General features: G+C 67.4%; 19 protein-coding genes. 17 read left to right on the forward strand and 2 right to left on the reverse strand.

Annotation, left to right across the window (positions count from 1 at the left end; genetic code table 11):
• Positions 1-65: 65 nt before the first annotated feature.
• From R5H32_RS05075 to R5H32_RS05085, 3 genes are read left to right on the forward strand one after another with little or no spacing between them, the layout of a single operon-like run.
• On the forward strand, positions 66-2,852 hold the full coding sequence (locus R5H32_RS05075) for a molybdopterin oxidoreductase family protein (RefSeq protein ID WP_318337595.1): 2,787 nt from the start codon (positions 66-68) through the stop codon (positions 2,850-2,852).
• Positions 2,849-3,586 (forward strand): 4Fe-4S dicluster domain-containing protein, encoded by a 738-nt coding sequence (locus R5H32_RS05080; RefSeq protein WP_318337596.1) that lies wholly within the window; start codon positions 2,849-2,851, stop codon positions 3,584-3,586. Before R5H32_RS05075 ends, R5H32_RS05080 begins: the two co-directional genes overlap by 4 nt.
• Positions 3,586-4,461 (forward strand): dimethyl sulfoxide reductase anchor subunit family protein, encoded by an 876-nt coding sequence (locus tag R5H32_RS05085; protein WP_318337597.1) that lies wholly within the window; start codon positions 3,586-3,588, stop codon positions 4,459-4,461. The genes R5H32_RS05080 and R5H32_RS05085 overlap by 1 nt, the downstream gene beginning before the upstream one ends.
• A 127-nt stretch (positions 4,462-4,588) precedes the next feature.
• On the opposite strand, the gene R5H32_RS05090 is transcribed toward R5H32_RS05085, so the two are convergent.
• Entirely contained in the window at positions 4,589-5,560 is a 972-nt protein-coding gene (locus R5H32_RS05090) for a LysR family transcriptional regulator (protein WP_318337598.1), read from the reverse strand.
• Positions 5,561-5,664: 104 nt separating this feature from the next.
• On the opposite strand from R5H32_RS05090, the gene hisD reads away from it, so the two are divergent.
• The 7 genes from hisD to R5H32_RS05125 all read left to right on the forward strand — a co-directional run bounded on the left by hisD (position 5,665) and on the right by R5H32_RS05125 (position 14,198).
• Positions 5,665-6,966: a histidinol dehydrogenase gene (gene hisD, locus R5H32_RS05095; RefSeq protein ID WP_318337599.1), complete on the forward strand. Its 1,302-nt coding sequence runs from the start codon at positions 5,665-5,667 to the stop codon at positions 6,964-6,966.
• A 21-nt stretch (positions 6,967-6,987) separates the two neighbouring features.
• Positions 6,988-7,677 carry an aspartate/glutamate racemase family protein gene (locus R5H32_RS05100; protein WP_318337600.1) on the forward strand — a complete coding sequence of 230 codons (690 nt, stop codon included), beginning with the start codon at positions 6,988-6,990 and terminating at the stop codon, positions 7,675-7,677.
• 152 nt (positions 7,678-7,829) lie between these two features.
• Positions 7,830-8,939 carry a mandelate racemase/muconate lactonizing enzyme family protein gene (locus R5H32_RS05105; RefSeq protein ID WP_318337601.1) on the forward strand — a complete coding sequence of 370 codons (1,110 nt, stop codon included), beginning with the start codon at positions 7,830-7,832 and terminating at the stop codon, positions 8,937-8,939.
• 59 nt (positions 8,940-8,998) lie between these two features.
• Entirely contained in the window at positions 8,999-10,567 is a 1,569-nt protein-coding gene (locus tag R5H32_RS05110; protein WP_318337602.1) for an ABC transporter substrate-binding protein, read from the forward strand.
• A 101-nt stretch (positions 10,568-10,668) separates the two neighbouring features.
• Entirely contained in the window at positions 10,669-11,622 is a 954-nt protein-coding gene (locus R5H32_RS05115; protein ID WP_318337603.1) for an ABC transporter permease, read from the forward strand.
• Between the two features lie 10 nt (positions 11,623-11,632).
• A complete protein-coding gene (locus R5H32_RS05120) occupies positions 11,633-12,556 on the forward strand; it encodes an ABC transporter permease (RefSeq protein WP_318337604.1) in 924 nt (307 codons plus the stop codon).
• 13 nt (positions 12,557-12,569) lie between these two features.
• Positions 12,570-14,198, forward strand: a complete 1,629-nt coding sequence (locus R5H32_RS05125) for an ABC transporter ATP-binding protein (protein ID WP_412098997.1) — start codon at positions 12,570-12,572, stop codon at positions 14,196-14,198.
• A 28-nt stretch (positions 14,199-14,226) separates the two neighbouring features.
• Here R5H32_RS05125 and R5H32_RS05130 read toward each other — a convergent pair whose 3' ends face one another.
• Positions 14,227-14,976: a FadR/GntR family transcriptional regulator gene (locus R5H32_RS05130; RefSeq protein ID WP_318337606.1), complete on the reverse strand. Its 750-nt coding sequence runs from the start codon at positions 14,974-14,976 to the stop codon at positions 14,227-14,229.
• A 112-nt stretch (positions 14,977-15,088) separates the two neighbouring features.
• On the opposite strand from R5H32_RS05130, the gene R5H32_RS05135 reads away from it, so the two are divergent.
• From R5H32_RS05135 to pgi, 7 genes are all read left to right on the forward strand, one after another.
• Entirely contained in the window at positions 15,089-15,895 is an 807-nt protein-coding gene (locus tag R5H32_RS05135; protein ID WP_318337607.1) for a DUF2182 domain-containing protein, read from the forward strand.
• Between the two features lie 11 nt (positions 15,896-15,906).
• Positions 15,907-16,527, forward strand: a complete 621-nt coding sequence (locus R5H32_RS05140; RefSeq protein WP_318337608.1) for a DUF1326 domain-containing protein — start codon at positions 15,907-15,909, stop codon at positions 16,525-16,527.
• 19 nt (positions 16,528-16,546) lie between these two features.
• Positions 16,547-17,632: a dimethylsulfoniopropionate demethylase gene (locus tag R5H32_RS05145; RefSeq protein WP_318337609.1), complete on the forward strand. Its 1,086-nt coding sequence runs from the start codon at positions 16,547-16,549 to the stop codon at positions 17,630-17,632.
• Positions 17,633-17,643: 11 nt separating this feature from the next.
• Positions 17,644-18,639, forward strand: a complete 996-nt coding sequence (gene acuI / locus R5H32_RS05150) for an acryloyl-CoA reductase (protein WP_318337610.1) — start codon at positions 17,644-17,646, stop codon at positions 18,637-18,639.
• 160 nt (positions 18,640-18,799) lie between these two features.
• Positions 18,800-20,260, forward strand: a complete 1,461-nt coding sequence (gene zwf / locus R5H32_RS05155; RefSeq protein ID WP_318337611.1) for a glucose-6-phosphate dehydrogenase — start codon at positions 18,800-18,802, stop codon at positions 20,258-20,260.
• Complete coding sequence (gene pgl, locus R5H32_RS05160; RefSeq protein WP_318337612.1) at positions 20,257-20,928, forward strand: 6-phosphogluconolactonase; 672 nt, start codon at positions 20,257-20,259, stop codon at positions 20,926-20,928. The genes zwf and pgl overlap by 4 nt, the downstream gene beginning before the upstream one ends.
• Before the next feature lie 15 nt (positions 20,929-20,943).
• Complete coding sequence (gene pgi / locus R5H32_RS05165) at positions 20,944-22,542, forward strand: glucose-6-phosphate isomerase (protein ID WP_318337613.1); 1,599 nt, start codon at positions 20,944-20,946, stop codon at positions 22,540-22,542.
• The last annotated feature ends 334 nt before the right edge of the window (positions 22,543-22,876 follow it).

A 22,876-nucleotide genomic window follows, 5' to 3' on the forward strand; every position in this document is an offset into this window, starting at 1 on the left:
TTCCGGTTGATCTGACGGCAAATCGGGAAGAACGTTCCACGCGCGAACAGGGATAGGGAACGAAAATGGGCTTTCAAGAGCCGAAGCTGGACACTTCTCCCAAGGTCTCGGACGAGGTCAGGCGCACGACCTGCTACATGTGCGCCTGCCGCTGCGGCATCAACGTGCACCTGAAGTCCGGGCGCGTGAGTTATATCGAGGGCAACCGCGACCATCCGGTGAACAAGGGCGTGCTTTGCGCCAAGGGCGCCTCGGGGATCATGCAGGTCACCGCGCCCTCGCGGCTCCGCGCGCCGCTGAAGCGGGTCGGCCCGCGCGGTTCGGGCGCGTTCGAGGAAATCTCCTGGGAGGAGGCGTTCGAGATCGCGGTGGGCTGGCTGAAGCCCCTGCGCGAGAACGCGCCGGAAAAGCTCGCCTTCTTCACCGGGCGCGACCAGTCGCAGTCGTTCACGAGCTTCTGGGCGCAGGGCTTCGGCACGCCGAACTATGCCGCGCATGGCGGTTTCTGCTCGGTCAACATGGCGGCGGGCGGCATCTACACGATGGGCGGCGCGTTCTGGGAGTTCGGCCAGCCGGACTGGGACCGGGCGAAGCTCTTCGTGCTGTTCGGGGTGGCCGAGGACCACGATTCCAACCCGATCAAGATCGGCATCGGCAAGCTCAAGGCGCGCGGGAGCCGCGTGATCGGCGTCAACCCGATCCGTACCGGCTACAACGGGGTTGCCGATGACTGGTACGGGATCACGCCGGGGACCGACGGGCTCCTTATCCTGTCGCTGGTCCACGAGCTCCTGAAGGCCGGCAGGATCGACCTCGACTACCTCGCGCGGTTCACCAACGCGCCCTGTCTGGTGGATGGCACCGAGGGGCCGGGCAAGGGGCTCCTGCTGCGCGATGGTGATGGCAAGCTCCTGGTCATCGACCGACGGACCGGCAAGCCCACGCCCTTCGACACGAAGGGTGTCGAGCCCGATCTCGGCGCCGTCCACGAGGGCCACCGGACGGTGTTCCAGCACCTCGCCGAACGCTATCTCGCCGACGATTACGCGCCCGAGGCGGTGGCGGATCGCACCGGCATTCCGGCGGCCCGCATCAAGGGGCTCGCGGCCGAGATCGCCCATGCCGCCTTCGACGCGCCGGTCGTGCTCGACCGCGCCTGGACCGATTTCCGCGGCGACCGGCACGAGAAGATGATCGGCCGCCCGGTCGCCTTCCATGCGATGCGCGGGATCTCGGCCCATTCCAACGGCTTCCAGACCGCCCGCGCGCTGCACATGCTGCAGATCCTCATCGGCTCGGTCGAGACGCCGGGCGGGTTCCGCTTCAAGCCGCCCTATCCGAAGCCGATCGAGGCCCATCCGACGCCGCATTGCGACTGCGTTCCGGGCAAGCCCCTTGGCGGGCCGCATCTCGGCTTCGTGCGGGGGCCCGAGCATCTCGCGCTGAAGCCGGACGGCTCGCCCGCACGGATCGACAAGGGTTTCTCCTGGGAAAACCCGATGTCGGCGCACGGGCTGATGCACATGGTCATCCCGAACGCCCATGCCGGCGACCCCTACAAGATCGACACGCTCCTGCTCTACATGGCCAACATGTCGTGGAACTCGTCGATGAACACGCGCAGCGTCATGGAGATGCTGACCGAGAGGGACGAGGCGGGCGAATACAAGATCCCGCGCATCATCTATTCCGACGCCTATGCCTCCGAGATGGTGGCCTATGCCGACCTGGTGCTGCCCGACACGACCTACCTGGAGCGGCACGACTGCATCTCGCTGCTCGACCGGCCGATCTGCGAGGCCGAGGCGGCGGCGGACGCGATCCGCTGGCCGGTGATCGAGCCGGACCGCGAGGTCAGGGGCTTCCAGTCGGTGCTGGTGGAGCTGGCGAACCGGCTGAAGCTGCCCGGCTTCGTGGATGAGGAAGGCCGCGCAAAGTACCGCGATTACGCGGATTACATGGTCAACCACGAGCGCCGGCCGGGGGTCGGTCCGCTGATGGGCTGGCGCGGCAACGGCGACCAGACCGGGCGCGGGCCGGTCAATCCAGACCAGCTTCAGCGCTACATCGACAATGGCGGGTTCCATGTCGCCCATGTCCCGGACGAGGCGCAGTTCTTCAAGCCGTGGAACGCGGCGTATCAGGAATGGGCGGTAAGCCTCGGTTTCTATGACAAACCCCAGCCCTATCTCTTCACGCTCTGGTCCGAGCCGATGCAGCGGTTCCGGCTCGCCGCCGAGGGCCACGGCGACCGCCAGCCGCCCGAGCATCTGCGCGAAAGGGTGCGGCAGACGATGGACCCGCTGCCGATTTGGTACGAGCCATTCGGCGAAAGTGTGGGTGCGGAGTTTCCGGTCCACGCCCTGACCCAGCGACCGATGGCAATGTACCATTCCTGGGGGTCGCAGAACGCATGGCTCCGGCAGATCCACGGGGTGAACCCGCTCTATGTGCCGACGAAGATCTGGCAGGCGCAGGGCTTCAGGGACGGCGACTGGGCGCGCGTGACCTCGCCCTCGGGGCAGATCACGGTGCCTGTCGCGCATATGGCCGCGCTCAACGAGAACACGATCTGGACCTGGAACGCGATCGGCAAGCGGAAGGGCGCCTGGGCGCTCGACCCGGAGGCGCCGGAGGCGACGAAGGGCTTTCTTCTCAATCACCTGATCCACGAACTTCTGCCCGAGAAGGGGGATGGACTGCGCTGGTCGAACTCCGATCCGATCACCGGTCAGGCGGCGTGGTTCGACCTGCGGGTCCGGATCGAGAAGGCCGATCCGCCGGACGAGGCGCAGCCGGCCTTTCCGAGCCTCAAATCCCCCGTGCCGCCCGCGAAGAGGAACAGGCCATGACTGCGCTTCCGCCGCCCTCCAAGAAAAAGCTCGGGCTTGTGATCGACCTCGACACCTGCGTCGGTTGCCATGCCTGCGTGACCGCCTGCAAGGGCTGGAACGATCAGGGCTACGGTGTGCCGCTGTCGGACCAGAACGCTTACGGATCAGAACCTTCCGGCACGTTCCTCAACCGTGTGCACAGCTACGAGGTGCAGCCCGAACAGGGCCCTGCGCAGATCATCAACTTCCCGCGCTCCTGCCTCCACTGCGAGAACGCGCCCTGCGTCACCGTCTGTCCGACCGGGGCGAGCTACAAGCGCGCCGAGGACGGGATCGTGCTGGTGAACGAGGACGCCTGCATCGGCTGCGGCCTCTGTGCCTGGGCCTGTCCCTACGGGGCTCGTGAGCTCGATCAGGCGGCGGGCGTGATGAAGAAATGCACGCTCTGCGTCGACCGGATCTACAACGAGAACCTGCCCGAGGAGGACCGCCAGCCGGCCTGCGTCCGCACCTGCCCGGCCGGGGCGCGGCATTTCGGCGATCTCGGTGATCCCGACAGCGACGTGAGCAAACTCGTTGCCGAGCGCGGCGGCTATGACCTCATGCCGGAGATGGAGACCAAGCCGGTCAACAAGTACCTGCCGCCGCGCCCGAAGGGCAAGGCCGAGGAGATCGACGTGCTCGCGCCGCTTCTGGATGTGAAGGCCACCGGCTTCGCCGGATGGCTCGACCGGATTCTGGAGAAACTCTGATGCATCCAGCACCTTCCGTCATTGTCTTCACGGTTCTGTCCGGTGCCGGGTTCGGGCTGCTGGCCTTCCTCGGGCTCGGCGCGGTCGCGGTCACGGGCTGGGCGGCCTTCCTGCTCTGGGGGCTCGGCTACGCGCTGGCCGGGATCGGGCTTCTTGCCTCGGCCTTCCACCTCGGCAACCCGCAGCGGGCGCTCCGCGCCTTCACCCAGTGGCGGACGAGCTGGCTCAGCCGTGAGGCCTGGGCCGCGGTCGCCTCGCTCGTCCTTCTCGCGCCGGTCGCGCTGGCGGCGGTCTTCGGGGCGCAGCCGCCTGCGGCCTTGGGCGTTCTGGGGGCGGTATCCTGTCTTGTGACCATCGCCGCGACCTCGATGATCTACACCCAGCTCAAGACCATCCCGCGCTGGAACTTCTGGACCACGCCGGCTTTGTTCATGGGCTTTGCGCTCGCCGCCGGGGCGATGCTGTCGGGGCAGGCGGTGCTGGCGGCGGTGCTCTGCCTCGTGCTCGGGCTCCTGCTCGTTGCGGCCTTCCGCCTCGGTGACGGGCGGTTCGCCGACGTGGGCGCTTCGCTCGGCAGCGCGACCGGGCTCGGGTCGGTCGGATCGGTCCGGCAGTTCGCGCCGGCCCATACCGGCTCGAACTACCTCCTGCGCGAGATGATCCATGACGTGGGGCGCAAGCATGCCGCCCGGCTGCGGATGATCGCGGTCCTGGCGGCCGGGATCCTGCCGGCGGCGATCCTGCTGGTTCTGCCCGCGTCGATCCCGACCGTGGCGCTGGCTGCCCTCGTCCATCTCGCCGGGGCCTTCGCCGCGCGCTGGCTCTTCTTTGCGGAGGCCGAGCATGTCGTCGGTCTTTACTACGGGCGGCGCTGAGCGGGCGTATTCCAGTTTCCGGAAGCCGCGCTTCCATCTTGCAGAAAACGGGGGGCGACGCTTGCCGCGGCGCCCCCCGCGCCATCCTATCCGGGAAGACCCGCCCCCGGAGCCCTCCCTTGTGACCCTAGCCCTGCGCCGGAATCACCGCGAACGTATCGGCAAGCCAAGGCGCGAATTCCTTGGCCGGGCCGATCAGCCGCGCGGTCATCATCGCGCGCAGCATTTTCGCGATCTCGGCCGGGACATTGCCGGCCTCCTGGCTGAGAGCGAAGAGCGAGATCGTGCGCGACATGGCCGCAAGCGGCAGGGGATGGATGTCGATCTGCGGCAGGAAGCTGCGCGCCCTCAGAAGCGCCAAGGGCGTGGTGATCGAGAAGCCCGCGCCATTGGCGACGAGCGCGATGATCGACTGGTTGCTGTCGATCTCGATCCGGTCGGGAAGCGTGACGCGGTGGCGCGCCAGATGCGCCTCGATCTGGCGGCCCATGAGTTGGCCGCGGTCGTAGCGCAGGAAGGGCAGCGCCGAGAGCGTGTCGATCTCGCGTCCCTTCGGCAAGGCGAGGCCGCGCGGCACCGCGAGCACGTAAGGGTCGCGCAGGAGCCGGTGCTCGTGCGCGCCCGGCACCGGGTCTTGCGGCGCGGCCGCGATCACGATGTCGAGCTGACGGCTGGCGAGCATCGCCGTGACCTCGTGGCTTGGGGCAGTGGTCAGGCGGAAGCGGCAGTTCTTCAGGTTCTTGGCGAGCGCGATCACCAGTTCCGGCGTCAACTCGGCGTCGAAATCGTCGATCACGCCGAGCCGCAGGCTCTTCAGGTGCGAGATGTCGAGCACGGTGAGCTCGGCGCGGGCCTGGCGGATCTGGCTCAGCGCGTCGCGCACCCGGTGCAGGAAGACGCGCCCCGCGGGAGTGAGCCGAAGGGGGCGGTGGGCGCGGTCGAAGAGCGTGGTGCCGAGCGTGGTCTCGAGGTTCGAGATCTGCTGGGACGCGGCCGGCAGGCTCAGATCCATCAGCCGCGCGGCCTCGGCCACGGTGCCGGTCTGGGCGATCGCCTCGAACAGTTCGAGCGCGCGCAGGGTGATGCCTTTGGAGAGCATGAAGGGCAGGGCCTCATCAGGGGTCGCAAGTTTCAGAAAAGTGAACCCGCAATCGGGCCGGGTCAAGCCCGTCCGATGCGGATCGGCAATGGGATCGATAGAGAATGAGCATCAGATTCATCAAGCAGTCGGGCGGCGAGAAGGCCGAGGAGAACGCCGGCGTCCAGGCCACCGTGGCGCGGATGCTGGCCGAGATCGAGGCCGGCGGCGAGATCGTCACCCAGCGCTACGCCGAGCGGCTTGACGGCTGGACCGGCGAGATCGTGGTGCCGCGCGCGGTGATCGAGGCGGCGGCGGACGAGGTGCCGCAGCGGCTGAAAGACGATATCCGCTACGCCCATGACAATATCGCCGGCTTCGCCCGCGCCCAGCTCGAAAGCTGCCGCGAGACCGAGGTGGAGCTCAGGCCGGGGCTCAGGGCCGGGCAGCGGCTGATCCCGATCGCCTCGGCCGGAGCCTATGTGCCGGGCGGGCGCTACAGCCATATCGCCTCGGCGCTGATGACCGTGACGACGGCGAAGGTGGCCGGCGTCGGCCACATCTCGGCGGTGTCGCCGCCGCGTCCGGGCAAGGGCATCCCGGCGCCGATCCTCTACGCGCTCGACTATTGCGGCGCCGACCGGATCCTCGCGCTCGGCGGCGTGCAGGGGGTGGCGGCGATGGCATTCGGCCAATTCGGCCTGCCGCCGGCGGATATCCTCGTCGGTCCCGGCAATGCCTATGTCGCGGAGGCCAAGCGCCAGCTTTTCGGCCGGGTCGGCATCGACATGTTCGCGGGGCCCACGGACAGCATGGTGATCGCCGACGGCGACGCCGATGCCCATCTCGTGGCCTGGGATCTGGTCGGGCAAGCCGAGCACGGCCAGACCTCGCCGGTCTGGCTGGTGACCGACAGCGCCGCTCTGGCCGAGGCGGTGACGGCGCTGATCCCGGCCTGCATCGCAGAACTGCCTCAGCCCAACCGCGGTGCGGCCGAAGCGGCCTGGGCCGACCTGGGCGAGATCGTGCTTTGCGACACGCGCGAGGAAATGGCCGAACATGCCGACCGGGTGGCGCCCGAGCATCTGCATGTGCAGGCCGCCGATCTTCCCTGGTGGCGAGGCCGGCTGTCGGCGTATGGCTCCCTCTTCCTCGGTGCGCGGACGACGGTCGCGTTCGGCGACAAGGCGGCGGGCACCAACCATGTGCTGCCGACCTCGGGCGCGGCGCGCTATACCGGTGGGCTCTCGGTCCACAAGTTCCTCAAGACCGTGACATGGCAGGAGGTGGCGCCGGAGGCGCTTCGCGAGCTGGCCGCGGTGACGGCGCGCATTTCGCGTTACGAGGGGATGGAGGGCCATGCCCGCTCCGCCGATATCCGGCTGGAGAAGTTCTTCCCCGGCGAAGCGTTCGTGGTTACACCCTGAAGGCGTGAGGGGAGAGGCGCGATGCGGCTTGTCGGAGTGCTCGGGGGTATGGGGCCGGATGCGACCGTGCTCCTGATGGAGCGGGTAATCGCGGCGCGGCCGGCGGCGGACGATGCCGGCCATGTGCCGCTTCTGGTGTTCCAGTATCCACAGGTGCCGAGCCGCATCGCCGCCCTGATCGAGGGCACCGGGCCGAGCCCGGCGCCGGTCCTCGCCGACCTCGCGCAGCGGCTCGAGGCGGCCGGTGCGGAAGCGATCGCCATGCCCTGCAACACCGCCCATGCCTATGCGCCCGACATCCGCGCCGCGGTCACGGTGCCGTTCCTTGACATGATCGCCGAGACGGTCGGGGCACTTGTGGCGAAGCACGGGGCGGGGGCGCGGATCGGCATGCTCGCCTCGCCGGCGGCGCGGAAGGCGCAGGTCTTCGACGCCGCCTTCGCCGAGGCGGGGCTCACCCCGGTCTGGAGCGCAGAGGAGGACCGGCTTCTGGCGATCATCCGCGCGGTCAAGGCCGGGCGGGTGTCGGAGGACGACCGCGAAAGCCTTGCCCGGATCGGTCGTGACCTGAGCGCGGGGCAGGGGTGCGCGGCGCTTCTCGTCGCCTGCACCGAGCTGTCGATTCTCGCCCCGGACCTGCCGGGGGATCTCGTCTGGACCGACAGCCTCGACTGCCTTGCCGCGCGAATCGTGGCGTTCTCCGTAAATTGATCGGTCAATCAACTAAAAACCGAAAAATGTCGCAAAATAGTTCCAAACAGTCGTAAATGATCGCTATGCCGGCGCTAACGGCGTCTTAAGGTCTGACAATTAGGGCCGGTTTCAGGATCCGGGCCTAGGTCGGGCGATTGGGGGCGCGTGGCATGGCGGGGATCTCGAGTGTTGAGACCTTTTCGAATGAATTTGTCTGCTTCGTGAAACTCACCGCCGAGGATGGCGCCACCGGCTGGGGCCAGTGCTCCACCTACAATGCCGATATAACCGCCCAGGTCTTTCACCGTCAGGTCGCGCCGCACGCGCTCGGAGCGGGAACGGAGGACATCCTCGGGCTCGTCCAGCGGATCGAGGAGAAGGAGCACAAGTTTCCCGGGTCGTATCGCTGCCGCGCGCTCGCGGGACTCGACACGGCTTTGTGGGATCTCAAGGGCAGGCGCGAGGGCAAGCCGGTCGTGGAACTTCTGGGAGGCAGGCCGGGCCCGATCCGCGCCTATGCCTCCTCGATGAAGCGCGACATCACGCCCGAGGACGAGGCGGCGCGGCTCTGCCGGCTTCGGGACGAGCACGGCTACGACGCCTTCAAGTGGCGCGTCGGCGCGGAATGCGGCCGCGACGTGGACGAATGGCCGGGACGCACCGAGGCGGTGATTCCGGTGGTGGCGCGGGCGCTTGGGCACGACGTGGCGAAGCTCGTCGACGGCAATTCGGGCTTTTCACCGAAACGCGCGATCGAGGTCGGCAGGCAGCTCGAGGCCGAGGGGATCTCGCATTTCGAGGAGCCGTGCCCCTACTGGGAGCTGGAGCAGACCAAGGAGGTCACCGACGCGCTGGAGCTCGACGTGACGGGGGGAGAGCAGGACTGGGACCTCGCCACCTGGAAGCGGATGATCGACATGCGCGCGGTCGATATCGTCCAGCCCGACGTCATGTACATGGGTGGAATCGCGCGGACGCTTCTGGTCGCCGACATGGCCGCGAAGGCGGGCTTGCCCTGCACGCCGCACAGCGCCAATCTGTCGCTCGTGACGATCTGTACGATGCACCTTCTGGGCGCGATCCCGAATGCCGGAAAATATCTCGAGTTCTCGATCGAGGGGCTCGACTATTATCCTTGGCAGCAAGGGCTTTTCCGCGGCGATCCCTACGCGGTCCGCGACGGACATCTGCGCATTCCCGACGGTCCCGGCTGGGGCGTCGAGATCGACCCCGACTGGCTCGGCCGGGCAAAATATCAAAAGAGCACGTTAGAGGCTTGACCCCACCCGATCCGGCGGCCGTAATCAATCCAAACAAGAACACCGACAAGGAGGACAAAATGTCGAAACTGAACTCCCCGATGGGCGGCATCAGCCGCCGCGGCCTCTTGAAGGGCGCGACCGCGCTCGGCGCCGCCGGGCTGATCCTGCCCGCGAGCGTGCGCAAGGCCATGGCCGAGCCGAAGAAGGGCGGCGTCCTGCGCATCGCGCTCGCCAGCGGCAACACCACCGACAGCCTCGATCCCGCGACCTGGGATTCGACCTTCGTGCAGGCCTTCAACACCGCGCGCTGCAACACGCTGACCGAGATCGCGCCGGATGGCTCGCTGGTCGGTGAACTGGCCGAAAGTTGGGAGGCCTCCGCCGACGCCGCGACCTGGACCTTCAAGATCCGCGAGGGCGTGACCTTCCACAGCGGCAAGACGATGACGACGGACGACGTCGTCGCCTCGCTCAACTATCACCGCGGCGAGGAATCGAAATCGGCCGCGAAGCCCTATGTCGACCCGATCACCGACATCAAGGCCGAGGGTTCGAACGTCGTCGTCACGCTCTCGGGCGGCAATGCCGACTTCCCGTTCATCCTTGCGGACTATCACCTCGTGGTGCTGCCCTCGGCGGACGGCAAGATCGACCCGACGACGACGGACGGCACCGGCGCCTATGTGCTCGACAGCTTCGAGCCGGGCGTCTCGGTGAAGATGAGCCGCAACCCGAACTACTTCAAGACCGACCGCGCCTGGTTCGACGGCATCGACGCGCTGTCGATCGTCGACGCGGCGGCGCGCCAGAACGCGCTGATCACCGGCGAAGTGGACGTGATCGACGGCGTCGACCTGAACACCGTCTCGCTGCTGGAGCGCGCGCCGGGCATCAAGGTCCTGCCCGTGACCGGCAACCAGCACTTCGTCTTCCCGATGGATACGCGGCTCTCGCCCTACGACAACAACAATGTCCGTCAGGCGCTGAAATACGGTCTCGACCGCGACGAGCTGGTGGAGAAGATCCTGCGCGGCTTCGGCAGCGCCGGCAACGACCACCCGATCGGCAGCGGCCAGCGCTACTTCAACACCGAGCTGGAGCAAAAGACCTACGATCCGGACAAGGCGAAGTTCTACCTCAAGGAAGCCGGAATGGACACGCTGTCGGTCCAGCTCTCGGCCGCCGATGCCGCCTTCGCCGGGGCGGTGGATTCCGCGGTGCTCTATGCCGAGCGGGCCGCGGCCGCCGGCATCAACATCGAGGTCGTGCGCGAGCCGTCGGACGGCTACTGGGACAACGTCTGGATGAAGAAGCCGTTCTGCGCCTCCTACTGGGGCGGGCGGCCGACCGAGGACCTGATGTTCTCGGTGGCCTACAGCGCCGGGGCGCCGTGGAACGACAGCTTCTGGGATCACGCGCGGTTCAATGAACTGCTCGTCTCCGCGCGGTCGGAACTGGACGACGACAAGCGCCGCGAGATGTACTGGGAGATGCAGGCGATCTGCGCCAACGAGGGCGGCGTCGTCATCCCGATGTTCGCGAGCTACGTCAACGCGCATTCCGACAAGGTCGGCGTGCCCGAGGTCATCGGCACCAACCAGGGCCTCGACGGCCTGCGGCTCTACGAGCGCTGGTGGTTCGCCTGATACCATCGGCCCCGGCGCCTCAGCGCCGGGGCCCACACTGCCCAGTCGGGCCAATTCAACCGGCCGGAGAACCGGCAGGGCGATAATCGGGGGAGGCCTGCATGTCCATCGTGTGGGAGATGATCTTGAAGCGTCTTGGCCTCGGGCTTCTGACGCTTCTGGTCATTTCGGTGATCATCTTCAGCGCCACGGAACTTCTGCCGGGCGACCTTGCGCAGGCGGTGCTCGGGCAATCGGCGACGCCCGAGACCGTCGCGGCGTTCCGCAGGGAGCTTGGTCTCGACCTGCCGGCCTACCAGCGGTACTTCAACTGGCTCTTCGGGGCGCTGCAGGGCGATTTCGGCACCTCGCTCGCCAACAAGCGGCCCATCGCCGACCTGATCGCGACCCGGCTCGGCAACACGCTCTTCCTCGCGCTCTATGCTGCGGCGATCGCGGTGCCGCTGTCGCTGACGCTCGGCATCCTCGCCGCGCTTTACCGCAACTCGATCTTCGACCGCGCGGCCAACGCGCTGGCGCTGACCTCGATCTCCTTTCCCGAATTCTTCGTGGCCTACATCCTGATCTTCGTCCTTGCGCAGTCGGGTCTCTTCCCGTCGATGACGCGGATGGATCCGAACACCGGCTGGGGCGAGGCGCTCTACCGCGCCTTCCTTCCTGCGCTGACGCTGACGCTGGTCGTGACCGCGCACATGATGCGGATGACACGGGCGGCGATCATCAACCTGCTCGCCTCGCCCTACATCGAGATGGCGCGGCTCAAGGGTATCAACCCGATGCGGGTGATCCTGCGCCACGCGCTGCCGAACGCGCTGGCGCCGATCATAACCGTTGTCGCGCTGAACCTCGCCTATCTCATCACCGGCGTCGTCGTGGTCGAGGTGGTCTTCGTCTATCCGGGCCTCGGCCAGCTCATGGTGGACTCCGTGGCCAAGCGCGACTTCCCGGTCGTGCAGGCCGTCGCGCTGATCTTCGCCGCGGCTTACGTGCTTCTCAACCTCACCGCCGACGTGCTTTCGACCCTGTCGAACCCGCGTCTGATCCATCGCAAGTAAGGGGGCTGACATGACGATCCTCATCAAGCTCCTCTGGATCGCGGTGGCCATTGCCGTGGCGCTGGCCGCGGGCTGGCTCTTCCGCACCGCGGCCATCGCCGTGTCGCGGGGCGGTGTCCGCAAGGCGGTGCGCACCGCGCCGCTGACCGCGTCGTTCGGGATGCTCGTGATCCTTCTCTACATCCTCGTCGCGATCTTCGCGCCTGTGATCGCGCCCTTCGCCGAGCGCGAGGTCGTGGGCGGCCAGTTCCTGCCCTGGGAGGCGCCCTATATCCTCGGGACTGACAACCTCGGCCGCGACATGTTCACCCGGCTTGTCTATGGCGCGCGGAACACCGTCGGCATCGCCTTCATGACCACCGCGCTCGCCTTCGCCATCGGCTCGATCCTCGGGCTTCTGGCGGCGACCGTTGGCGGCTGGCTCGACCAAACGCTGAGCCGCGTCGTCGACATCCTGATGGCGATCCCGTCGCTTATCTTCTCGCTCCTGCTGCTGACGATCTTCGGCACCTCGGTCGTGACGCTCATCCTCGTGATCGCCACCATCGACTCGACGCGCGTCTTCCGGCTCGCGCGGTCGGTCGCCCAGGACATCGTGGTGATGGATTATATCGAGGCCGCGCGGCTTCGCGGCGAGGGACTTTGGCGGCTGATCACGCGGGAGATCCTGCCGAACGCGATGGCGCCCCTGGTGGCCGAGTTCGGCCTGCGTTTCTGCTTCGTCTTCCTGATGATCTCGGCGCTTTCCTTCCTTGGCGTCGGCGTCCAGCCGCCCACGGCCGACTGGGGCTCGATGGTGCGCGAAAACGCGGCGCTCATCACCTTCGGCGATGTCACGCCGCTTCTGCCGGCGGGCGCGATCGCGCTTCTCACGGTGGCGGTCAACTTCGTCGTCGACTGGATGCTGCACCGCGCCAGCGGGTTGAAGGAGTGAGGCGATGAAGGACATGAAGGAAAAGCCCGTCCTCCTGACGATGCGAAACATCGAGATCGAGGGCCGCTCGGACGAGACCTGGTCGCCGATCATCAAGGGTGTCGATCTCACGCTCAACAAGGGCGAGGTGCTGGGGCTGATCGGCGAGTCCGGCGCCGGCAAGTCGACGCTCGGCCTTGCCGCGATGGGCTTCACCCGTGACGGCTGCCGGATCTCGGGCGGCACGATCGACTTCGACGGGATCGACCTGATGAAGGCGTCCGAGGCGACGAAACGGGGGCTTCGGGGCAAGCGCATCGCCTATGTCGCGCAATCGGCAGCGGCGAGCTTCAACCCCGCCCACAAGCTCATCGACCAGTACAGCGAGGCGCCGGTCCAGCACGGGGTCATGGGCCGCGCCGAGGCCGAGCACGACGCGGTGGAGCTTTATCGCCGGATGCAGCTGCCCAATCCCGACGAGATCGGGTTCCGCTATCCGCACCAGGTCTCGGGCGGGCAGTTGCAGCGCGCGATGACGGCGATGGCGATGGCCTGCCGGCCCGATCTAATCATCTTCGACGAGCCGACGACCGCGCTCGACGTGACGACCCAGATCGAGGTCCTGGCCGCGATCCGCGACATCGTCGCCCAGTTCGACACGGCGGCGATCTACATCACCCACGACCTCGCGGTCGTGGCGCAGATGGCCGACAAGATCAAGGTGCTGCTACGCGGTGACGAGGTCGAGGAGGCCGACACCCGCACCATGCTGGCAAGCCCGAAGCAGGATTACACCAAGACGCTCTGGGCGGTGCGCAGCCATGCCCGCGCGACCCAGCCGCCCGTGGAAAAGGGCACGGTGCCGGTGGTCTCGGTCAAGGCGGTGACGGCGGGATACGGCCCGATCGACATCCTCAAGAACATCAACTTCGACATCCACAAGCGCCGCACCGTCGCGGTGGTGGGCGAGAGCGGCTCGGGCAAGTCGACGGCGGCGCGGGTGATCACCGGGCTCCTGCCGCCAAGGCAGGGACAGGTTCTGTTCGACGGCAAGCCCTTGCCGCCCGATTACCGCAGCCGCAGCCGAGACCAGCTCCGGCAGGCGCAGATGATCTACCAGATGGCCGATACCGCGCTCAACCCCAAGCTGCGCCTGCGCGAGCTGATCGGGCGCCCGGCGCAGATGTATCTCGGGCTGCAGGGCAAGGCGCTGACCGACCGGATCCGCGATCTTCTCCACCTCATCGAGCTTGATCCCGACAAGTTCATCGACCGGCTGCCGTCGGAGCTGTCGGGTGGCCAGAAGCAGCGGGTGGGCATCGCCCGTGCGCTCGCCGCCGAGCCGAAGTTCATCATCTGCGACGAGGTGACGTCGGCCCTCGACCAGCTCGTGGCCGAAGGCATCCTGAAGCTCCTCGACCGGCTCCAGACCGAGTTCGACCTCGCCTACATGTTCATCACCCACGACCTCGCCACGGTGCGCGCCATCGCCGACGAGGTGGTGGTGATGCAGAACGGCCGGGTGGTGGAGCAGGGTCCGAAGGACGAGATGTTCCAGCCGCCGCACGATCCCTATACCGAGCTTCTGCTGTCCTCGGTGCCCGAGATGGACCCCGACTGGCTGACGAAGCTTCTGAAGGAGCGGGCGGAAAAGGCGTCCTGATCAAAAGCGAGGCGGGGTCGAACCCGCCTCAGCCTTTCGCCGCATCGCGCATCGTCTGGCGTTTGGCGCGGATATTCGAGGCAAGTTCAGCCGTATAGGCGGAGAGGCTCGCGAGCGCCGTCTCGGCGGTTGCGGCATCCCGCGCCTCGATGGCGTCGGCGATGGCTGTGTGGAGCGCGACGATCGTTTCGCGCGACCGGGCGGTGAAGGTGATCATGTTCATCAGCGGCTGCATCGCCTCCACCGCGCCGGCGAGCTGGTAGGAGAGAACCGGGTTCCCGGCCGCATCGACTAGCGCGCGGTGGAAGGCGACGTCGGAGGCACAAAAGCCCTCGTCCGACAGCCCCGGCTGGCCCTGGCGGAAGATCTCGGTCCGCATCGCCGCGAGGTGATCGGCCTTCCGCCGTTCGGCGGCGAAGGGGACGCAGGCGCGTTCGAGCGCGTAGCGCGCCTCGCGGGCGGTGTCGAAATCCACCGCGTTCATGCTGAGAAGCAGCGTCGAGGTGGTGATCTGCTGGCTTGCCGCCTCCTCGTAGGAGATCCGGTTGACGAAGGCGCCGCCGGTGGCGCCCCTCTGGGTGCGGATCAGGCTTTGTGCCGCGAGCCGCTTCAGTGCCTCGCGCACGGTGGGGCGGGAGACGCCGAACTGCTCGGCCAGTTCCTGTTCGGAAGGAAGGCGCTGATCGACGATCAAATGGCCGGTGACGATCGCATCGCGGATCGCCTGGGCGATGCGGAGCGGAAGTTCGCCCTCGGTGCCGAGCGTCAGTTTCTCCATTTCCATCCCAATCTCAATTGTCAGACATTAAATGTTTGACATTTGCCCCGGATAGGCAGACCCTAGGCGCGACGGGGGCAACCGTCCATCCTTTTCTGTTCCGGGGGCATCCATGTCCGCACCGATTGAGCATGGTGGAAGACGCGCATTCGCGCGCCTCGCGCCGCGCGCGATGGGCTGGCTGGGCTTCTACGGCGCGGTTCTTTTCGCGTGGACCGGCGTCGCGCTGATGGCGCGCGGCCTGCCGGGGGCGGACCTCGGTTCGGTCCCGGCGGAGTTCTGGGCGGCGCTCTGCGCCTCGGCGGGCGAGGCGGAGCCCGTCGCGCTCTGGGCGATGTGGGCGCTGATGGCCTCGGCGATGATGCTGCCAACGTTCGTGCCCGCCCTCAGGACGTTCACCGACCTCGGCGCCACCGGAGCCACGACGGGGGCGGGGGCGGTAGCGCTGGTCGCGGGGTACCTCTCGGTCTGGTTCGGCGCTTCGGCCGCGGGGGCCGCGGCGCAAGCCGCGCTGGCGCGGGCCGGGATGCTGACACCGACGGGCGCGAGCCTGTCGGACTGGCTCACGGCGGCGCTGCTCGTTGGCTCGGGCCTTTACCAGTTCTCGGCGTTCAAGGCGGCCTGCCTCGCGAAATGCCGGATGCCGCTCACCTTCTTCATGCAGCATTGGCGGCCTGGCGCGCCTGCGGCCTTCGGCATGGGTCTTAGGCTCGGAGCGATCTGCCTTGGCTGCTGCTGGGCGCTGATGGCGCTCGGCTTCGTAGGCGGCGTGATGAACCTGATCTGGATGGGGGCGGCGACGCTCTTCATGACACTCGAAAAACTGCCCGAGATCGGGCGGCACCTGACCCGGCCCGCCGGCTGGGCGCTGATTGTCGCGGGGGGACTCATGTCCGCCCGTGCCCTGCAACTCGTCTGATGGAGGAAGACATGGCCGAGAGCTTGCCCGAATGGGCCATCAAGGGGGAACTGATCCTCAACTGCAACTGCACCGTCTTCTGCCCGTGCGTGATCTCGCTTGGTGAGCACCCGCCCACCGAAGGTTATTGCATGGGCTGGGCCGGCATCCGCATCGACACGGGCCACTACGACGGCGAGGATCTTTCCGGGCTCAACGTCGGCCTGCTGCTGGAGATCCCCGGCAAGATGGGCCGCGGCAACTGGAAGGCCGCCGCCTATGTCGACGAGCGTGCCTCGGACAAGGCCTATGAGGGGCTTCTCAAGGTCTTCACCGGGCAGGCGCGCGGCACGACCGGGCTCTTCAAGGTGCTTGTGAGTGAGTTCCTCGGCGCCGAGCGCGCGCCCGTGACCTACGAGACCGAGGGCAAGACCCGCCGCCTGACCGTCGGACGCGCGATCAAGGGCGAGGTGGCGCCGGTGGCGGGCAAGGGCGGCGAGGATATCGTCGTGAGCAACACCGAGTACTGGATGGGTCCGGACATCACCGTGGCCAAGGCCTCCAAGGGCAAGGTGCGCGCCTTCGGCCGGGTCTGGGATTTCGACGGCCGCTCGGCCGAGATCTGCCAGATCGACTGGCACGGGCCGAACTGAGCCGGGCAGGGAGCAAGACATGACGGTTATCACTTCCTCGCGCCGCGTGCGGCGTACCCCCTTCACGCCCGGCGTCGAAGCCGCCGGCGTGACGAGCTACACGGTCTACAACCACATGCTGCTGCCGGCGCAGTTCGGCGGCTTCGTCGAGGACTACCACCACCTGAAGCGCCATGTTCAGGTCTGGGACGTGGCCTGCGAGCGGCAGGTCAGCGTCAAGGGGCCGGACGCGCTGCGGCTGATGACGCTGATCAGCCCCCGCGACCTGACGAAGATGGCGGACGACCAGTGCTTCTACATCCCGGTCGTGGACCGGAACGGCGGCCTGCTCAACGATCCGGTGGCGGTGAAGGTCGCGGCGGATCATTACTGGATCTCGATCGCCGACAGCGATTACCTGCAGTATGTGGTGGGTGTGGCCGACGCGCTCGGGCTCGATGTCGTGGTCGAGGAGCCGGATGTCTCGCCGCTCGCGGTGCAGGGGCCGAAGTCCGACGACCTGATGGCGCGGGTCTTCGGCGACGCGGTGCGCGAGATCCGGTTCTTCCGCTACAAGCGGCTCGCCTTCGAGGGCCGCGAGATGATCGTGGCGCGCTCGGGTTACTCCAAGCAGGGCGGGTTCGAGATCTATGTCGATGACTGGGATTACGGCATGCCGCTCTGGGAGGCGCTCTTCGCGGCGGGCGAGGATCTCCATGTCCGCGCGGGCTGCCCGAACCTGATCGAGCGGGTCGAGGGCGGGCTCCTCAGCTACGGCAACGACATGACCCGCGCGAACACGCCGTTCGAGGCGGGCCTCGGCAAATACGTCAACTCGCCGGCGGACTATATCGGCAAGGCGGGGCTCGCGGCCCGGCCGGCGGAACGGATGATCCGCCCGATCGCGATCGAGGGCGATCTGCCGCGCTGCGACCGGCTCTGGCATGTCTGTGCCGGCGGCGCAAAGGTCGGACAGGTGACGAGCGCCAAGTACAGCCCGGACTTCGGGACAAACGTGGCGATCGGGATGATCGACAAGAGTCACTGGGACGCGGGCACGAAGGTCGAAGTCGAGACGCAGGACGGCATGCGCGATGCCGTTGTAGAGGCAAAATTCTGGATCTGAGGAGCGAGACGATGATCAACGCACTTGTTGTCACGAAGGACGCGGAAAGCGGCAAGACCTCGGCCTCGGTCGAGGCGATCGAGGAAAGCCGCCTGCCCGAGAGCGAGGTCCTGGTCGCGGTCGAGTATTCGACGGTGAACTACAAGGACGGCCTTTGCATCGGGCCGGGCGGCGGGCTTGTCCGCAACTACCCGCATGTGCCGGGCATCGACTTTGCCGGCACGGTCGAGAAATCCTCCGATCCGCGCTACAAGCCGGGCGACAAGGTCGTGCTGACCGGCTGGCGCGTCGGCGAGGCGCATTGGGGCGGTTACGCGCAGAAAGCCTCGGTGCGCGCGGACTGGCTGGTGCCCTTGCCGAAGGGGCTCACGACGCGGCAGGCGATGGCGGTCGGCACCGCCGGGCTGACGGCGATGCTGTCGGTGATGGCGCTCGAGGATCACGGCCTTGCGCCGGGGCACGGGCCGGTTCTGGTGACCGGGGCGGCGGGCGGCGTCGGCTCGGTCGCGACCGCGATCCTCGCCAAGCTTGGCCATGAGGTCGCGGCCGTGACCGGGCGGCCGGAGACGGCGGACTACCTCAAGAGCCTCGGCGCCACCCAGATCGTCGCCCGCGAGGAGTTGACGGAAGTCACCCGGAAGCCGCTCGAAGGCGAGCAGTGGGCCGGCTGCGTCGACGCGGTGGCGGGCGCGATGCTGGGTCGCGTCCTGAAACAGATGAAGTACGGCACCTCGGTCGCCGCCGTCGGCCTCGCCGGAGGTGCCGCGATCGAGGGGGCGCTGATCACGCCCTTCATCTTGCGCGGCGTGAACCTCCTTGGGATCGACTCGGTCATGCAGCCCTATGCCAACCGTGTCCGCGCCTGGGAGCGGATCGCGACGGACCTGCCGATGGACAAGCTCGAGGCGATGATCCAGCCAGCGGTGCTCTCGGACCTGCCGCAACTTGGCCGCGACATCCTCAAGGGTCAGGTCAAGGGCCGGGTCGTCGTCGACGTGAACGCCTGATCCTCTCGCCAATCGGCCGCAACGGGCGCCGACGCGAACGCGTCGGCGCCCGTTCGCGTCGCGATGGCACGCCCGCGCGGCAGGTGCTAGACTCAGCAGGGTTTAGCCGCTAAGACCGTCACCGTTAGCGCTAACGGGCGTTTGAAGCAACGAGGAGCACATGGTCTCACGCGTGATTCCGGTCGATCCGTTCGACCTCGTCATCTTCGGGGCGACGGGTGATCTGGCGCGCCGCAAGATCCTGCCCGGGCTCTACCGGCGTTTTGTTGCCGGGCAGATCCCCGAGACCTCGCGGATCATCGGCTCGGCGCGGACCGAGATGGACGACCCGGGCTTCCGCGCCTTCGTGGCCGAGGCGATCGCGGAATTCATCGACGCGAAGAAACGCGACGCCGAAAGCATAACGCGCTTTCTCGACCATCTGCGCTATGTCGCGGTCGATGCGAAGGGCGACAACGGCTGGCCGGAACTGGCCGCCCTGATCCGCACCGACGTGGTCCAGGCCTATTACTTCTCGGTCGCGCCGTCGCTCTTCGGCGACCTCGCCGAGCGGCTCCACCGCCACGGCATCGCAACGCCCGAGGCGCGGATCGTCGTCGAGAAGCCCTTCGGCCGCGATCTGGAGACGGCGAAGGCGCTCAACGCCACGCTGGCCGCGCATTTCGCCGAAAGCCAGATCTACCGGATCGACCACTATCTCGGGAAGGAGACGGTGCAGAACCTGATGGCGGTGCGCTTCGCCAACATCCTGTTCGAGCCCCTGTGGAACGCGCGGCACGTCGATCACGTCCAGATCACGGTTTCCGAGACCGTCGGCGTCGGCGGCCGGGGCGCCTACTATGACAAGTCGGGCGCGATGCGGGACATGGTGCAGAACCACCTGATGCAGCTTCTCTGCCTGATCGCGATGGAGGCGCCCTACCGCTTCGACCCCGACGCGGTGCGCGACGAGAAACTCAAGGTGATCCACGCGTTGCAACCGGTCGTGCCCGAGGACATCGTGCGCGGTCAGTACCGCGCGGGCACGCGTAACGGCGGCGGCTCCTATGCCGAGGATGTCGACCACCGCGACAGCCGCACCGAGAGCTACATCGCGCTCAAGGTCGATATCGCCAACTGGCGCTGGAAAGGTACGCCGTTCTACCTGCGCACCGGCAAGAAGCTCCGCGCGCGGGCGTCCGAGATCGCGGTCGTGTTCAAGGAGGTGCCGCATTCGATCTTTGGCGACGAGGAGGGCTGGCGCGAGAACGTGCTGGCGATCCGGCTCCAGCCGAACGAGGGCATGACGCTTTCGGTGATGATCAAGGAGCCGGGGCCGGGCGGGATGCGCCTGACCGAGGTGCCGCTCGACATGTCCTTCGCCGAGGCTCTGGGCGAGGATGGCGCCGACATCCCGGACGCATATGAGCGCTTGATCATGGACGTGATCCGGGGCAACCAGACGCTGTTCATGCGCGGCGATGAGGTTGAGGCGGCCTGGGCCTGGACCGATCCGATCATCGCCGCCTGGGAGGCGCGCGGCGACCGGCCTAAGGGCTATGATCCGGGCTCCTCGGGGCCTGAGGACGCGTTGATGCTTCTGCATCGCGATGGACGAAGATGGCGGGAGATGCGGGAATGAATTTCGAGGAATACCCCGACGCCGAACTGATGATGTTCGACCTGGCCGACATTCTGGCAAGCGAACTGTCGATGGCGCTGCGCCAGAACGACGAGGTTAGTTTTTGCGTTCCCGGTGGCACCACGCCCGCACCGATCTTCGACGTGCTGTCGGGGGTGAAACTGGACTGGGACCGGGTGACGGTCCTGCCGTCGGATGAACGCTGGGTGCCGGAAGGCCACGAACGCTCGAACGCACGCCTGATCCGCCAGCGCCTGCTGACCGGCCGCGCCGAGAAGGCCCGCTTCCTGCCGCTCCATGCCGATGCGCCCGAACCGGAGGCCGTGCTTGACCAGCTTGCGGCCGGCATCGAACCGCTCCTGCCGCTCAACGTACTCTTGCTCGGCATGGGTGCGGACATGCATACCGCCTCGCTTTTCCCCGGCGCTGACGGGCTTGCCGAGGCGCTCGACGACGACGCGCCGCTGCTGGTGCCGATCCGCGCGCCCGGCGCAGGTGAAACGCGGGTCACGCTGTCGGCCCGTGTCCTTGCCGACGCGATGAGCTGCCACGTTGTCATCACCGGCGCCGAGAAGCGCAAGGCCCTCGAACGCGCGCAGAATCTGTCTGCGGACGAGGCGCCGATCCTCTCGGTGCTGGCCAATGCCACCGTGCATTGGGCCCCCTGATCAACCGGAGCCACCATGACCCTTTGGGACGACCTGCGCCACCATCAGGCGCTTCACGCCGACCGGCCGATCCTCGAACTCTTCGAGGGCGTCGACCGTGCCGGGCGGTTCTCGATCCGCGCCGACGGGCTCCTTTTCGACTATTCCAAGACGTCGATCGATCCGCATGCGCGCGATCTCCTGATCCGCCTCGCCGAGGCGTCGGGCGTGGCCGGGCGCCGCGAGGCGATGTTCGCTGGCGCGAAGATCAACGAGACCGAGGGCCGCGCGGTCCTGCACACCGCGCTGCGCAATCTCGGCGCGGATATCGATGTGGACGGCGAGAACGTGATGCCCGCGGTCCGCGCCACCCATGCGCGGATGGAAGCCTTCGCCGACGCGGTCCGGTCGGGCGGCATTGTGGGGCAGGGCGGCCGCTTCACCGACGTGGTCAACATCGGCATCGGCGGCTCAGACCTCGGCCCGGCGATGGCCTGCCTCGCGCTTGGGCCCTATGCCAACGGGCCGCGCACGCATTTCGTGTCCAACGTCGACAGCGCCCATGTCCATGACGTGCTCGCACCGCTTGATCCGGCGACGACGCTGGTGATCGTCGCCTCGAAGACCTTCACCACGGTCGAGACGATGACCAACGCCGAGGCCGCCCGTGCGTGGATGGCGAAGGCGGTCGCCGATCCGGGCGCGCAGTTCGCCGCGGTCTCGACGGCCGCCGAACCCACGGCGGCTTTCGGCATCGCGCCCGAGCGGGTCTTCGGCTTCGCCGATTGGGTCGGTGGACGCTACTCGGTCTGGGGGCCGGTAGGGCTCTCGCTGATGCTCGCGATCGGACCGGAGGCGTTCACGGCGTTCCTCGCCGGCGGCGCGGCGATGGACCGGCATTTCCGCGAGGCGCCGCTGATCGAGAACATGCCGGTGATGCTGGCGCTGGTCGGCATCTGGCACAACCAGATCTGCGGCCACGCCACCCGCGCGGTGCTGCCCTATGAACAGCGCCTCAGCCGCCTGCCGGCCTATCTCCAACAGCTCGAGATGGAGAGCAACGGCAAGCGCGTCGCGATCGACGGCACCGACCTGCCGGGCAATTCCGGACCCGTGGTCTGGGGCGAGCCCGGAACCAACGGTCAGCATGCCTTCTACCAGCTCATCCACCAGGGGACGCGGGTGATCCCCTGCGAATTCTTGCTCGCCCGCGAGGGGCACGAGCCGAGGCTGGCGCATCAGCACCGCCTGCTCGCCGCGAATTGCCTCGCGCAGTCCGAGGCGCTCATGCGCGGCCGCACGCTGGCGGAGGCGCGCGCGCTCCTGACCGCGGCGGGTCGTGGCGGCGCCGATCTCGAACGGCAGGCAAGGCACCGCGTCTTTCCCGGCAACCGGCCCTCGACGACGCTGCTCTACCCGAAACTCACGCCGTTCACGCTCGGCCAGATCCTTGCGCTCTACGAGCACAGGGTCTTCGTCGAAGGTGTGATCCTGGGCATCAATTCCTTCGACCAGTGGGGGGTCGAGCTTGGCAAGGAACTGGCGCTGGCGCTGGATCCGATCCTTGCCGGCCGCGAGACGGCAGCGGGCAAGGACGGTTCCACCCGCCTTCTCGTCGATTTTCTCGCGGAGTGAGCCGGCGCTCCCCAAGGTATCGTTAAGCGAATCTTCAAGCTGCGCGCGCCATTCTCGGCTTCGCATGGCCGCGATGGCCGATGCGGGCGCTTGCGGCGGGAGATGGCGATGCGGCTTCTGGACAACCTCAGCCTGGCGGCCAAGCTGCCGATCATTCTCGGCACGCTCGCGCTCGCGGCACTCCTGGCGATGGGCTACACGAGCCACCGCGTCGCGCGCGACGCGCTCATGGACGCAGCGCACGTCCGGATCGAGACTGTGGTCGTCGCGAAGGAGACCGAGGTCTCAGCCTGGTTTTCCGTCGTGGCCTCGGATCTGGCGTCGCTTTCCGCGA

The organism is Defluviimonas sp. D31 (assembly GCF_033436765.1).
Classification (GTDB): Bacteria; Pseudomonadota; Alphaproteobacteria; order Rhodobacterales; family Rhodobacteraceae; genus Albidovulum.